At 59.0% G+C, this 14,164-nt stretch carries 14 protein-coding genes and 1 pseudogene; 6 read left to right on the top strand and 9 right to left on the bottom strand.

The window, feature by feature from the left end; translation table 11 throughout:
• Positions 1–263 precede the first annotated feature (263 nt).
• From LQ144_RS06550 to LQ144_RS06540, 4 genes and pseudogenes are all read left to right on the top strand, one after another.
• Positions 264–2,180 carry a PAS domain-containing sensor histidine kinase gene (locus tag LQ144_RS06550; protein ID WP_230117766.1) on the top strand — a complete coding sequence of 639 codons (1,917 nt, stop codon included), beginning with the start codon at positions 264–266 and terminating at the stop codon, positions 2,178–2,180.
• Positions 2,177–2,815: a response regulator transcription factor gene (locus tag LQ144_RS06545; protein ID WP_230117765.1), complete on the top strand. Its 639-nt coding sequence runs from the start codon at positions 2,177–2,179 to the stop codon at positions 2,813–2,815. Before LQ144_RS06550 ends, LQ144_RS06545 begins: the two co-directional genes overlap by 4 nt.
• Positions 2,816–3,028: 213 nt before the next feature.
• Positions 3,029–3,721 (top strand): annotated as a pseudogene (locus tag LQ144_RS23075) (transposase); the annotation flags it as partial.
• Positions 3,722–3,750: 29 nt separating this feature from the next.
• Positions 3,751–4,173, top strand: a complete 423-nt coding sequence (locus tag LQ144_RS06540) for a hypothetical protein (protein WP_230117764.1) — start codon at positions 3,751–3,753, stop codon at positions 4,171–4,173.
• Positions 4,174–4,585: 412 nt separating this feature from the next.
• Here the strand turns inward: LQ144_RS06540 and LQ144_RS06535 are convergent, their stop codons facing one another.
• The 9 genes from LQ144_RS06535 to LQ144_RS06495 form a co-directional block, all read right to left on the bottom strand.
• Positions 4,586–5,311: a fumarylacetoacetate hydrolase family protein gene (locus tag LQ144_RS06535; RefSeq protein WP_230117763.1), complete on the bottom strand. Its 726-nt coding sequence runs from the start codon at positions 5,309–5,311 to the stop codon at positions 4,586–4,588.
• Between the two features lie 121 nt (positions 5,312–5,432).
• The gene (locus tag LQ144_RS06530; protein ID WP_230117762.1) at positions 5,433–5,648 is read right to left on the bottom strand and encodes a hypothetical protein; all 216 of its coding nucleotides are present in this window, start codon (positions 5,646–5,648) and stop codon (positions 5,433–5,435) included.
• Between the two features lie 36 nt (positions 5,649–5,684).
• Positions 5,685–6,218, bottom strand: coding sequence for an NAD(P)H-dependent oxidoreductase (locus tag LQ144_RS06525; RefSeq protein ID WP_230117761.1), 534 nt, complete (start codon positions 6,216–6,218; stop codon positions 5,685–5,687).
• A 55-nt stretch (positions 6,219–6,273) separates the two neighbouring features.
• Positions 6,274–7,068, bottom strand: a complete 795-nt coding sequence (locus LQ144_RS06520) for a carbon-nitrogen hydrolase family protein (protein WP_230117760.1) — start codon at positions 7,066–7,068, stop codon at positions 6,274–6,276.
• A gap of 53 nt (positions 7,069–7,121) precedes the next feature.
• The gene (locus LQ144_RS06515) at positions 7,122–7,778 is read right to left on the bottom strand and encodes a GntR family transcriptional regulator (protein WP_230117759.1); all 657 of its coding nucleotides are present in this window, start codon (positions 7,776–7,778) and stop codon (positions 7,122–7,124) included.
• Positions 7,779–7,909: 131 nt separating this feature from the next.
• Positions 7,910–8,992 carry an LLM class flavin-dependent oxidoreductase gene (locus LQ144_RS06510; protein ID WP_230117758.1) on the bottom strand — a complete coding sequence of 361 codons (1,083 nt, stop codon included), beginning with the start codon at positions 8,990–8,992 and terminating at the stop codon, positions 7,910–7,912.
• 132 nt (positions 8,993–9,124) lie between these two features.
• Positions 9,125–10,516 (bottom strand): permease, encoded by a 1,392-nt coding sequence (locus tag LQ144_RS06505; RefSeq protein ID WP_230117757.1) that lies wholly within the window; start codon positions 10,514–10,516, stop codon positions 9,125–9,127.
• Positions 10,517–10,678: 162 nt separating this feature from the next.
• Positions 10,679–11,617, bottom strand: coding sequence for a cyclase family protein (locus LQ144_RS06500; protein ID WP_230117756.1), 939 nt, complete (start codon positions 11,615–11,617; stop codon positions 10,679–10,681).
• A gap of 2 nt (positions 11,618–11,619) precedes the next feature.
• A complete protein-coding gene (locus LQ144_RS06495; protein ID WP_230117755.1) occupies positions 11,620–11,919 on the bottom strand; it encodes a Dabb family protein in 300 nt (99 codons plus the stop codon).
• Between the two features lie 169 nt (positions 11,920–12,088).
• Between LQ144_RS06495 and LQ144_RS06490 the strand changes: the two genes are divergently transcribed.
• The gene (locus LQ144_RS06490; RefSeq protein ID WP_230117754.1) at positions 12,089–12,988 is read left to right on the top strand and encodes a LysR family transcriptional regulator; all 900 of its coding nucleotides are present in this window, start codon (positions 12,089–12,091) and stop codon (positions 12,986–12,988) included.
• Positions 12,989–13,517: 529 nt separating this feature from the next.
• Entirely contained in the window at positions 13,518–14,087 is a 570-nt protein-coding gene (locus LQ144_RS06485) for a pentapeptide repeat-containing protein (RefSeq protein WP_230117753.1), read from the top strand.
• The last annotated feature ends 77 nt before the right edge of the window (positions 14,088–14,164 follow it).

Below are 14,164 nucleotides of genomic sequence, written 5' to 3'. Positions count from 1 at the left end.
TGAGCGGGTTGGTCTTCCGCTGCAATGGGTCGAATGGCAATACCCGTCCCGGGAAAAGCTTCTTGCCGTGGTGGGTAGGTAGCTAGGGCCCGCCACGTCTTGTCGGCCTGGTCCTGAAAGGACCCGGCCGACTTCCATTCCCACAAATGAATTGGAGGTCCAGTGTTGAGTACAACGGAGGCGCTTACGCCTGATCCGCTGATCCATGAATTATTCAACGCAGCACCTGCCGACTGGACCGAGCACCGTGAAAGACTATTGCCGTGAGCCCCGATGAGGCCCTTCGCCTGCTGAAACAAAGCGCTTTCGACGCGGCCCCCCTGGCCACTGCCATCTTTCGAAAGGAATCCCCTAAAGGGCTGGTGTTCCTGGGAGGCAACAGCAAGCTCGATGCACTGCTGCACGGCTCAACCGAGCCCGCCGTTGATCCGGATGAAGCCCCAACACCGGCCCTGATAAAACTTGTTGCGACATCGCTTTCTGAACTGGCGGACGATCAAACCATGACGGTTCATCTGGGCGATCAGCTGGCTGCCTTCCGCCCGCAGGTCAAGACGTTCAACATTCCCGGCGATCCTGCGGAGTATATGGTCGTTCAGTTGGCTGCGCTTGCGGAGCCGGACTCCATCGAACACGACTTACACTCGACAATCAGGCAGTTGAAGGATCTATTAGATAATTCAGCGGCCCTCATGTACGTCAAAGACCTGGACGGCCGTTACCTAATTGCCAACCACTACTATGCCCGACGCCTGGGGGTCACAGCAGAATCAATCATCGGCCTGACTGATTATGACCTGTTTCCCAAGGCCGTGGCCGACAACTACTCCAACAACGATGACATGGTCATCAGGACCTCCAGCTCAATCGAAGTCGAGGAACTCTTGGCGACAGACCGGGACCAGTCCGAATTGGATGAAGACAGCCGTTGGCTGTCCATAAAATTCCCGCTTCTGGATGACGCCGGCAAGCCATACGCTCTAGGCGCGATCTCCACGGACATCACTGACCGGAAACGGGCAGAAAGGGCCGCGCGGGAAGCGATGCATGACGCGGAGCGTGCTAACCGATCGAAAAGCGAATTCCTATCCAGGATGAGCCACGAGCTGCGGACGCCGCTGAACGCCATATTAGGGTTCGCGCAACTGCTTCAGGATTTGCCCCTGAGCCCCCGCGCAGCCGAGAGTGCAAGTCATATCCTCGATGCCGGCAAGCACCTCTTGGCACTCGTTAATGATGTTCTGGACATCACCTGGATCGAGGCCGGCGCCCCTGGCATTGCCTCCGTTCCTGTACCGGCAATCGACTCGATCCACCAGGCCCTCAAATTGGTCCGCCCCCTGGCCGCTGCACAGGACATCGAGATCGCTAGCGATTTGCATGGTGCCTTGCACCGTTACGTCCTAGCTGACACTCAGCGGCTAAGGCAAGTCTTCATCAACTTGCTGAGCAATGCTGTGAAGTTCAACAACCCCCAGGGTGCTGTCAGGGTCTGGTGCGAGGTAGTGGACGGGGCGCTGCGCTTCTTGGTCATGGACACAGGCCCTGGGATGTCCGAGGACGACGTGGAGCGGCTGTTCAAACCATTTGTGCGCCTTGATCAATCGGCTTCCATTGAGGGGTCCGGCTTGGGCCTTGCCCTTTCCCGGCGACTTGTGGAGGAAATGGGCGGCTCCTTGGGCATTGAACACACCGCCCCGGGCGAGGGATCAACTTTTTACGTGGACATGCCGCTCGCGCCTGCGCCGGAGGAGGATCTCGACACGTCGGCCCCCAAAAAAGATGCTGTCGACACCAGCGACGCTGCTCATGCTACGATCCTGCAGATTGAAGACACTTACGCGAATATCCGCTTGGTGGAGAACATCATTTCCGGGATGGGCGGGCTGAACCTTATTTCCGCTACAAGTGGTGAGTCCGGGGTAGCTTTGGCCCAGGACAACGCGCCTCAGCTTATCCTGCTGGACGTGAATCTCTCCGACATGTCAGGGGTTGAAGTCGTAAAACTCTTGCAGCAGGACCAGCGTACGAAGGACATCCCGGTGATTATTCTTTCCGCAGATGCAACTCCGGCGCGCATAGCCGAACTCCGGAGTATGAAAATCCTTGACTACCTAACGAAACCGTTCGATATCGAGCATTTTGCGCGGACAGTTCGCCAGGCGCTAGCTCTGGCATGAAGATCTTCACCGTCTTCATCGCCGATGACCACCCGGTCTACAGGGAGGGCCTCGCCCAGAACTGGAAGAACGTGCCTCAAATCGAGGTTGTGGGCTCCGCCGGAGACGGCAAGAGTGCACTAGCAGCGATCCGGGAACTGAAGCCAGACGTGGCAGTCATGGATTTACAACTGCCTGAACTCGGCGGCATGGAAGTTCTTGAGACGCTGTTCGCTGAAGCGGCACCGACGAGCATTCTTGTCTTGACCGCATACATGGACAGCAAGACGGTCTTCAGAGCCTTCACGCATGGAGCCCGCGGGTTCCTGGAGAAGGCGGCGTCCTTTGATGAGATCACGGATGCAGTCCTGCGCATTGGTGCCGGTGGAACCATCATCGCCCCGTTCGCGCAGGACGTTCTCGCCCGTGAACTACGGACTCGCCGGGACACCCCTAAGAGGCCGACGCTCACCGCCCGCGAGGTCGATATTCTTCGTCTTGCAGCAGATGGCCATTCGGGTCAGAAGATTGCCAACGAGCTGCACATCTCGTTGACGACCGTTAAGACGCATCTGCAACACATCTACGAAAAGCTCGAAGTCTCTGACCGGGCCTCCGCGGTCGCCCAAGCCATCCGACGCGGAATCCTCCACTAACTCACACAGTGAGCCCCTACCCCGGAGTTAAACGGTCAGGGCCACCCAAGTTGCGAGATGGGTGGCCCTCTTGCTTGAGGGGCGTCGTCACCGTTAGACAATCTCGGGGTTATAGGACAAAACGTGTGTATGGGAGGGGCTCGCTTCCCAGTGTTGGCGGGCGAATTCCGGGATGGCTAAGCTTTCGACGCTTAGGGTGGCTGGGGTGCTTGCATATCTCTGGAATGTCTTGTCTGCGGTCAATCGCTGGTACGGAACGGGAAAACGGCGGCCGGTAAGCAGCGCTACCGGTGTCTGGCATGCGGTGCGAGCCGCTCGAGTGAACGCCCGGATGTCAGCCGGCGCTCCGAATTGGAGGCGTTCCTTGGCTGGCTGATGGGCACCTCGAGTCAGTCATCGTTCACCTCGTTCGGCACGGCCCGGTCATTGCGTCGGCGCACGGCGTGGTGCTGGAACATTGCCCCGCGGATCCCGGTGACCGGCGAGGTCCATGACCAGATCCAGGTCGATGGGATCTACGTGGGTTCATGGTGCTGCCTGATCGCTGTTGCCGGTGACTACGTGCTGGGTTGGCAGTGGTGTGACACCGAGAAGAAGGCCGCGTGGGCGGCGTTGCTGGAACGCTTTCCGGCCCCGAGGGTTGTGATCACTGACGGTGGTTCCGGGATCGCTGCGGCCCTGTCCGAGTGCTGGTCCGAAACCTCGGTGCAGCGCTGCCTGGTCCATGTCCAGCGCAACGTGCGCACCTACCTGACCGGCCGGCCCAGGACCGATGCGGGCAAGGCGTTGCTGCGGCTGGGACGGGCGCTGACGAGGATCAAGGCCCCGGCGGACGCGGCAGCCTGGCTGGCCGGGTTCCATGACTGGCATCAGCAGCACGGGCACCTGGTCAAAGCGCGCACCTACCGCAGCACTACCGCCATGGTCCGGGCTGGGTGCGGTCCAACCAGTCCTGGTGGTACACGCATGACAGGCTCCGCAAGGCCTACCGGCTCCTGGAGCGCCTCAGCCAAGCCGGAACGCTGTTCACGTATTTGGAAGCCGAATACGCCGGGCTGGACATCGCCTCGACGACCAACAGGATCGAAGGCGGCACGAACGCCCAGCTCCGGCTCCTGCTGCGGGCGCACCGGGGCACGAGCGAGGAACACCAGAAGCGTGCCATCGAGTGGTACCTCTACCTGCACAGCGAGCAACCCCGACCGCCAACAAAGCTCATCCAAGACCGCCACTACGGACCAGCCAAGACCAAAGCCAGCGCCCCGACAGAACGGGACCCCGGCCCCGAGCTCTACAGCACCGGACTCAGCCCTGAAGAAGGCCTCTGGCACCGCACCGGATGGGCAGGACGCACATGACACACCCGGGAATTACACACGTTTTGTCCTATAACCCCAATCTCGATAGCGTCGTCGGGGATATCAATCCACACTCTGTGAGTCGTGCAGACGGATCAATACCATCCTGCGGTCTTCAAGTAATCTTCGATGGCCTCCGCTGCCGTTCCCGCGCACCACTGTCAGAGTCACCACGTCGCCCCGCCGCATCTTGTCCCGGCTGCGCTCTTCACGCACGTGTGGCACGTCCTGACATGGAGGCAGAAAAGCTCCGTAGCGGGCACCGTCCCTTTTCTCCAAGCTTGCAGGGTTTCCAGGGAGCCACACTCACATGACACTGCCGGACCGAAAACAGTGTCTTATTCGGGGTTTCTTGCATGATTGGGCCGTTCTCTTACGGCCTAAGGGATAGAGGCCCGGATGCGCACGAAGATCAGGCAACAGCGTTGACCAAGGTCCCGATCCCATCAATCGTTATGGCCACTGTATCTCCGGGCTGGACTCCGACAATAGTGCCAGGGGCTCCAGTCATGACGACATCACCGGGTTCCAGTGCCATCCACTTCGTCACGTGGACCAAGCACTCCACCACGCCGAAGATAAGGTTGAAGGTGCCTGAGCGGGCTTCGGCGTGGCCGTTGACCGTGACGTCGATGCCAAGGTTCCCCGGATCTGCGATATCCGTTTCAATCCACGGCCCCAACGGCGTGTAATGGGTTCCTGATTTGGCTTGAAAGAGTTTTTCGTCAATCACCGCCTGGGTGGCGTTGGTGACATCGTTGGCGATGGTATAGCCCAAGACATGATCCAGAGCATTCTCCGCCGTAAGGTCAACAGCACTCTTACCAATGACGACGGCAAGTTCACCTTCCACATTCACAGCGCCCACCCGCCACGGCGGCTCGATGACATCATTCGGGCTGGCAACAGTGTGGACCGACTTGAGCCAAGGCTGTATAGGCACCGGGTGATTACCGTCATTGTGCCCGATTCCGACAATAACCGCCGGGCACGTTGGGGCCAGCAGTGTGGCCTTCCCGGCCGAGGTTACTGGACCCAAGAACGTTGGAACCGGAGCAAACGGATCATCTATGTGATGCCATTCCTCATTCAGGTAGACGGCATGCCGAATGCCTTCACTGGTCAATAGTCGTGCCATTCGCATTGCATTCTCATTCTCTCGACCGTGCTCCGGAGCCCCCGCGCTAGTCACGGCAGGCCCAACCTAGTGGAAGCAGCACCGTAATGGTGGGGTCAATTGGCATGGGGGTCACTAATACCTATGTATCGGGTGTAGAGGCCTCGTCGGCGCCGTGGGGAGTTGGTCTTGACCTGAAGGAGTCCGGGAGCGGTTCGGTCGAGACGGGGTAGAAGGACTGGCAGGCGAAGCCGATCGGGTCGTCCTCGTCGATGCCGCTGATGATGGTGATGCCGGAAGCGTAGTGCCCGAGCGTGTCACGGAAAACCCGGGGATCAAACGCCGGGGTCTGGACCATGGCAAGGTTTGGGCGAGAGACGTGGTGTTTCTTCCCTCAGGCAACCGGCGCGGACAATGACGCGGCGATGTTAGCGGCACGGCTGAGATTAGCCGCGTACTCCGCCGCCGCCTGGGCAGTAATTTCGTCCAGGTTCTCCATCTGGCTGGACACGAAGTAGAAGCCGCGGCCAGGAACAACCGCACCAAGTTCAGCCAGCAGCGGTGCGAGGTTCACCGTGGGACCCATGGCGTGGGTGAGATCGCCTCCTGTGTGCACGGGAATGGCTGTGACACCGACTAGACCATTGGTTGGATACCGATCCAGGAATGCTTTAAGGAGGCCCGTGTAGGTGGCCTTGTAGGTCGGGGAGGCGAAAACCACAAGATCACTCTCCGCGACACGGGCGTTCAATGCAGCCATCTCATCCGATGGCCAGGCGAAGATTTCCGCGACGTGATCGGCGAGATCGATGATTTCCAGCATGTAGGTGCCCGGGACGAGGAGCTTGTCGGTGAGACTCTTGGCCACCTCCAGTGTGCGAGACTGCGGCTTGGGGTTGCCTACGACGATCGTTGCTTTCAGCGTCATGGTGTGTCTCTCACTTCTTCGTGGTCAGTAGATATGGATGGTCCGTGCCTTGACCTTAGAACTGGTGGGCGTTGGCCAGAACCGGCAGTTTTTGGCGGGCCTCGGCAACCTGTGACGGTTCGATGTCAACGACCACAAGTTCGGGCTTGCCGCCAAGTTTGGCCAGCACGGATCCAAGCGGCGAGATAACAGCACTGCGACCGATTCCGGTGGGAGCTGCGCCAGCAGGCCCGGCACCGATGGTTTCCGGGTCGCCCTGACCGCAAGCGACGACGAACGTCGTGCTGTCCAATGCCCTTGCCCGGACCAGCAGGTCCCATTGCTCGGCTTTACCTTCTCCAAATCCCCACGAAGCACAGACGATGTTCACTTGGGCTCCGGCGTTGGCATTGGCGGAGAACAGCGCAGGGAAACGGACGTCATAGCAGGTGGCCAGCCCGAAAACCGTACCGTTCGCCTCGAAAGTCACCGATTTCTCCCCAGCATCGACGCTTTCGGACTCGGCAAATCCGAATGCATCAAAGAGGTGCACCTTGTCGTATGAAGTTTCAATGCCGGGTCCCGTGACGAGCAGTGTGTTCCGGACACGGCCGTCGCGGCCGGGTGTAAACATTCCAGCAATGATGACAAGATCCAAGCTTTTTGCGATGCTGCGGACCTCGTTGGCCCAAGGACCATCGAGGGGCTCAGCGATGTCGTTGAGGGAGTGACCGAATGCGCGCATGACCGCCTCAGGGAACACGACCAACTCGGCTCCAGTTTTCTTGGCCTCAACAGCGTATTGCCTGATGAGGCCAAGATTCGCTGTCGGGTCGGCACCGCTGATGATCTGGGCAACTGCGAGACGCATGGAAGAACTCCCATCGGTTAAGCGTGGTTGAGGTGTGGGCCGGAATTTTCCGGTCAGTTGCGGAACAGGTTGTCCTTCGTTGAGGCCAGATGCTCATCGACTGCCTTTTGGGCCTGGACAACGTCTCCCGCGATGAGGGCGTCGAGTATTCCCTGATGTTCGGAGCAGACGACATGGCGCCGCCATGAGGTCCTGCACGCAGCGGTAGCGCCTGCCAACGTTTGCCTGACATGGAGATTGCTGTAGGTGCGGGAGATCAGATCGCTTCCAGCGGCGTCAATGAGCTGTTGGTGAAACAGGGTTCCCAGGCGCATGAAATGGCGTGCGGACTCTGGATCATCGTCATCTGGGACGGCGGCCTGAAGGTCGAGTGTCGTTTGCATCCTTTCAGCCGGCACACGCTGTTTCGTGATGACCAGCCGGGACGCGTAGCGTTCAAGAACGCTGCGAAGTTCCATGAGTTCCGAGATTTCCCTGCCAGAGATGGCTGGGACGTATGCGCCGCGCTGCGGAATCAGCTCGACGAGACCTTCTGAGACGAGGAGCATCAACGCTTCCCGGACAGGGGTGCGGGAAATGCCGAGGTCGGCTGCAAGGTCTGTCTCGTTGATGAACTGGCCTTGCAGCTGCGGATCCGTGAGGACACTTTCACGCAGGTGCGCGTATGCCTTTTCACGGCCTGAAGTGGTCGTGCCCGAAAACTTTCCCATACCGAGCCTTTAAGTACGTGACGCTGATAAATTCAAGCCCTACCGTAGGTCAGCCGGGGACTTCCAGGCTGGTCCTGTCCCGGCAACGTCGTCGCCGGGACAGGACCAGCCTGGCAGTGCACTTTGGCCTCTTAGGCAGGCTGGAGCGCGGCCAGCTTTTCGCGGATGAGCGGCAGGACCTTCTCGCCGAAAATCTTGATATCCGGCACGTAGTCCACAAACGTCATGAGCACGCCGGCCGCACCCGTATCACGCTCCATCGTGGCGATCTGCTCAGCCACATTCTCGTAGGAGCCGTGAATGACCGGAAAGCTCATGAAGGTCAGGTTGCCCTCTTCAGCAGGCGCAGTGAGCCCCGCGACGAAGTGTGCACTGGTGCCTCCGGTCTGAGGGTCGAGAGACGCACTGCCAGCAACGTTTTTGAGCGCTTCCAGGTCACGACCGTCAATGATGTGCTGAGTCTTTGCCAATGCCTCTTCGTCGGTCTCCGCGGCGATAATCGTAAAGAGAGCATAGCTGCCGACTGTACGCCCAACCCGCTCTGCTTCCTCGTTCATCGGCTTCGTGATCTGTGGCAATAGCGCACGATCTGCAAAAACAAAGTTGTAGTCACCGTGGTGCGCGGTGTACTCTTGGCCCTTCCTTGACTGTCCGGCGGTGACAATGGGGAGTTCACGACCCGAGCTCGGCAAGCACGTCGCGTCCTGAATATCGAAGAACTCACCCTTGAACGTGGTGCGCCCGTCTCTCCAGAGCCCACGAAGGATCTGTACGTACTCCGCTGCGTAGTCGTAGCGCCTGTCGTAGTAGTCGTCGCCTGGCCACAGACCCATGGGGTCGTATTCAGGACGATTCCAGCCGGTTACAAGGTTTACGCCGCCCCGTCCCTTGGCAATCTCATCGAAGGTCGCAAGCTGGCGGGCCGCGATCACTGGAGGAATACCGAGGATCGGAACCGTTGCGAAGACATCGATCTTGCTGGTAAGGGCGGCGATGCCAGTAGCCAGGACGACCGAGTCGAGGCAACCATCCCAGTAACCGGTTTTGCCGCCAAAGCCGTGATATTTGATCATCGAGAGGACAAAGTCGAGACCAATGTTTTCGACCTCCTGTGCGATCTCCAGGCAGTGTTCAAAGGAGGGCTCGTACTGCGGTGCGTTTTCCGAAATGATGTATCCGTTTTGACCATTCGGAAGGAAGACTCCGAGTTTCATTGCTACTTCTCCAATTTCATTGTTGTGAATTACGTACGGTCGCTGCGATCCTGGTTGCCGTCTGCCCTTGGTCCGGTTGGGCGGGGTCCTGGCCGAGGTCAGGTGCGGTCGCTGCTGTTGTTCAGTCGCAGGTTACCCCGCCTCCGTAAAGGCCCGTGTTGTGCCGGCTTTGGTCTCCAGGTGCAGGGCACTGTGCTGCCTAAAAGCACCCCTCAGCCCGGCATATAGGCCGCTGGCTACAACGACTGTTGCGATTGGGCCCCACGTTGCACCCCAAGGGAACGCGCTTGTGAGGAAGATGCCAACCACGGTCGCTGCGACCCAGGCGATCAGTCCCGGGTAGTGGACCTGCTTGTAGTGTTCGTCTCCGAGCAGACCGTGTTCTTCCTTCCGTGTCCGGTTTAGGAGGATGTGCGTGAGGGCGATGGAAACCCATCCGCTGACCAGTACTCCCTGCCATGCCAAGGCGAGCAGAAGGTATTGGATGACCGGCAGCAGCATCAGCAGGTAGATGATCACCGAGGAGACAATCACCCAGAACGCTGCTGGAAGCTTTACTCGGAACAGCCGTTCCCCGAATTCCTGCAGGTTGGCTGCGCCGATGAAATAGTTGGCGGTATTAATTCGGGTTTGGAAGACGAGGACAAGGACAAGGCCGATCGGCCCCATCAAAGCCACCAGCCCGCCGGATAGGCCTGATTCCGAAACTTGCAGGCCGGGAATCGTGAAGGTCAGGAAGATGCCTACCAGGGCGTTCACGCCGTAGGTGAGTGTCCAGAACGGCCAAGTGAAGGTGTATTTGGTGTGGAACCGTGTGTCCTGCCGCTTGCCGAGCGCCGCGTAATCCATGGTGTACATCAGCAGCACCCACACGCCCAAGTATGCTGCGAAGGTGGCAAGCCATCCAGGGCCGCCGGCCGCGAGGGGAAGCTCTCCGGGAGTTTGGGTCAGCCAGGCATCGGTGAACCCGAACTTCACCCCGGCCCATACCACCATGACGACCAATCCCAGCAGGTACAGCGGCAGCAGCCAACCATTGAGTTTGTCCAGGAAACGTCGGACTCCGCCCAGAATGAGGGGCGTGGAGTAAGCCACGACCACGAGGCTCCAGATCCAATGTTCGCCGCCAAAGGCCGCTTGGAAGGCGTACACCACGATTGCGCCCTCGAACACGGCGTAGTAGATGGCCGTCAATGCCAAGATCACACTGGCGATAATCGTGCCGGCCTTCCCCAGAATGGTCCGGGAGAACCGCGCGACAGTGGTGCGGTTGTTGATCGAATGCTTCGCCAACACACGATTGATCAGGCTGTAAGTGATAATGGTTAGCACGATGCCGATGATCGCGTTGACCGTGCCGTATGCGACCGCCATGGCTGCGCCGATGTAGAGCATGAACATGGCGCTGGCGATGCCGTAGAACGCCATCAGCAGTGACCATTTGCCCATCTGGTCCTCGTCGGAACCAGTACGGTACAAGGCGTCTGTAACCTCGACCGTGTTGTTTGTGCCCTTGAGATCCATGAGTTTCTCCTTTGAAACTTGGAACTAAGAGCCCGTGGTCTCTTGAGCAAAACTGGACACTGGGTCCGGTCTGCTGTTCACCGTTGGGCTCCCGTGGTTATTTCGATTGTCGTTCACGTCAAGCAAGACCTGAACGGGTGAACTGCTTTCCGCGTTGGCGAATTAGTTCAGCTTCAGAGCCATGGGGCGGATTGGCGCACCCGTTGCTCCCTTGAGGCGAATTGGCGCCGCAATGACGCAGAACTCGTTGACGTCGTCTGCCGAGAGCTCTTCGAGGTTCAGCAACTCAATCATCGGTACGCCGGCCTCTGCCAGGAAGTGGCAATGCCCGGGAAGCCAGTTGTCTTCATGGTGGCTGGGACCAACCTCCACGCATTCCTGGTCCGCGCCGATGACGCTGATTCCCTGTGCAGTGAGCCAACGGGATGCATCCAGGCTGAGGCCGGGAGGGTTGCCGAGTGCTTTGCTGCCGTCGGGCCAGAAAGCCATCCGTCCTGTACGCACAAACACGACGTCGCCCTGCCCGATAGTCAAGCCGGTGCGCTGCAGTTCGTCTTCGATGTCTTCAACCGTGATGGCGTAGGAGTCCTCAAGGCACTGCACGCCCTTGAGCTTGGCGATGTCCAGCAGTACGGTGCGGGCGATGATTGGCGGAATCGTGTCCACGCCACCCTTGGTCCAGTTACGGCTGCCAAGATGTTCCTTGGCTGTGAAGCCGTTGTAGATGGCACCGTCAACGCCGAAATGGTTCAGGGCATCGATGTGGGTGCCAGTGTGGGTATACAGGAAAACGACATCGCCCGAGTAGCAGACGTGCTGATTAACGTGGTCCCCTGCGCCGTTTAGGTTATCGACGACGGTTCCATCCGGCGTGTGGCTCATGAAAATCTGGTACGACGGGTCGCCTGCCGCTTGGAAACTTGGCATGCCCACAAAGTAGTCCACACTCAGGTCATAGACCTTTGAGGTGTCTGCACGGCCCAAGGCGTTGGCCTGGGCGGCCAAAGCAAGAGTGTTCAGCGCTCCGAGCTCGTCGTCAGCACCGTAGGGGCTCATCGCGACCTTGATGCCCGCCCTGGCTTCTGAAATATTCGCAGTCACGATTACTCTCCCTCCCGGATGAAGTCGACGACCGCACGGCTGCGCACCATCGGCAGCAACTGCTGTACGATCTCTTCGTGGAACGGGTCGGACGAGTAGGACTCAAGGTCAGCCCAGGAATCGAAGTCCGTGATCAGGACACCGTCCCACGGCTCACCGTTCTCGTTGGGTTCGCCGACATGGCCGCCAGGTTCCCAGCTACGGATGACGGTCAGCTTGTCTGAAAGCTGGGTCAGAAGGTCAAGGATGGCCGAGTTTTCAGCCGTTTCTGCCGCCTGCCACATGAATACGTGCCTGATCAAAACTGATCTCCTTCTCGATCTAAGAGGACCACGGGCTATTGCGTCCGCATCGCTTGGACGCTGTGTGCACTCGTGGTCTTTTTCGTGTGTAATGCCATCTTGCCGGTGCCCACCTCTATGAGTCCAACACATACTTGTCATCACACCAATCGATATGGATCATGGATGGATGGAGTTACAACAGTTCCGCTATGTCGTGGCCGTGGCAGAAGAAGGGAACTTTACTCGCGCGGCCGCGCGCTGTTTCGTGGTGCAGTCAGCATTGAGTCACCAGATCAAGCGTTTGGAGGATGAATTGGGCGTCAAGCTGTTCGATCGGACAAGCAGACGCGTTGAACTGACAGCAGCAGGTACGGCTTTCCTCGCAGCAGCCCGCACCGCGCTCAATGCTGCAGAACGTGCCGCCGTTGACGCGGCAGCGGCGGCAGGTCACATCACTGGACGCCTGCGCGTAGGTGTCATTCCAACAGTGACCGCAATCAGCGTTTCAGCCTCGTTGCGAGAATTCAGAGAAGCTCATCCACAAATCCACATCATGTTGCAGGCCGGCGGCAGCGACGAACTGGAAACTTCTATCGCGCGGGGAGATCTTGACGTGGGCTTCCTCGGTTTGCCGGAAAACCGTAAACCAAAGGGAGTGTCGTGGCGGCATTTGGGTTCTGATCCGCTGGTCGCTGTGACCAGCCAAGAACATCGTCTAGCAAACTCTCGCGAAATAAGACTATGTGATCTGGCCCAGGAGACATTTGCGGATTTTCCGGGCGGAACTCCGGCACGCGACGAGAGTGATCAGGCCTTCGCTGCTGCGAATATCCACCGAGAAGTAGCCTTCGAATCAATGGCTACGGATCTCACCGTGGATCTCATCCGCCACAACCTGGCCGTGGCGCTCCTACCTGCAGGATATGTGCCGCGCCATCCGGCCCTAGTCAGCATCCCGATCACCGACGGGCCGTCACGATCCGAATATGTAGCTTGGAGCAGATTCAATCCCAGCCCCGCGACGCATGCGTTTCTAGAGCTGATCAACCTATCCGAGCTGCCCGAGAACAACCATTGGCAGCCCTAGAATCCCGACGGCACGGTTGTGTTGCTCCCACAGATACACCCGGTTAACCGAGGGGATGCCGTCGGTGGAGAATCGCAGTGCCCTTCGCGCCGCGGAACTGCCCGGAAGTCATGGACATGTAGTGCAAGCCGGATCACACCCGTCTGGTAACTAGCCAGTGTTAGTCGGCAGGTTGAGGCCCTGACTTCCCGGTTCCACCCTGCAAACACCGAGGTCATGGTGAGGACCGCCATGAGGCCTGCGGTGACGAGGGAGCGGAAGCGTCCAGTCTTCGGTCATGTCGCGAAGACCCATTCAAAAGCCGATAATGAAGATTCTGTCACCCTCTAGAGGTTGATAAAGCCCCTATTGGCCGAAATTCGCGGATTTTCTGACGTCGAATCTCGACCTCTTCGGCCGCCAGTGGGAGCATAAACCTACCGCTGGGGATACGGTGAGAGGCGGTCGATGATGACTGATCACACTAGCCGCTGGAGACCTCCAGGGCTTGGTTTTCCTGCTGCAGTCCAGCGCCTAAGTAGGCCAGGCCATGGCTGAGCCCGAGCGCCTTTCGTTGTGGCGTCGCTTTCGGCAAAGGCTCGCCGAAGACAGTTTGCTACACGATGTCTTTGCAGGGATTATCGGCGGCCTGGTAAGCGGAGCCGTCCTTTCGGCCGTTGCGCTTTCGTGGGACAACAACATAGCGCTCCGGCAACAAAGGGCTGCCGACCTACAGTTCGTCAGAAGCGTCTACATCCAGCGTTCCACCGCGATGCCCTTCCACGGTGTTGGCCTTGAGGGCCTGAGCTTGAAAGGCCTGAGATTCGGCTGCAAGGACAAGGAAGTAGTGGAAAGGTGCTTTGATTTCGCTGATTTCTCCGGCGCAAACGTCAAGAACACCGACCTGTCCCTTATGGACCTTTCGTGGGCCGACTTCACCGACGCGGATCTCGACGGTGCCGATCTCTCAAGCTCCGATTTGGGCGGCGCCAATCTTTCCCGCGCCCGGAACCTGGATAAGGCCATCCTGGCCAACAACTGCAATGGTGCGACGCGATGGCCGGACGGAATTCCCGATCCGCCGAAGAAGTTCGAGAACTGCCTGCCACAGGGATTTTGACCACGGAACAGGTGCACAACCCGCTTAGGCCGCCACCTCGGCCAGCAGCGGCTCGATCATCTGCTCCGGCCAGGCGA

The organism is Arthrobacter sp. Bi83 (assembly GCF_918698095.1).
In the GTDB taxonomy this organism is placed as follows: Bacteria; Actinomycetota; Actinomycetes; order Actinomycetales; family Micrococcaceae; genus Arthrobacter.
The sequence above is the reverse complement of the archived record's forward strand: the minus strand, read 5'-3'. Positions and strand labels throughout refer to the sequence as shown.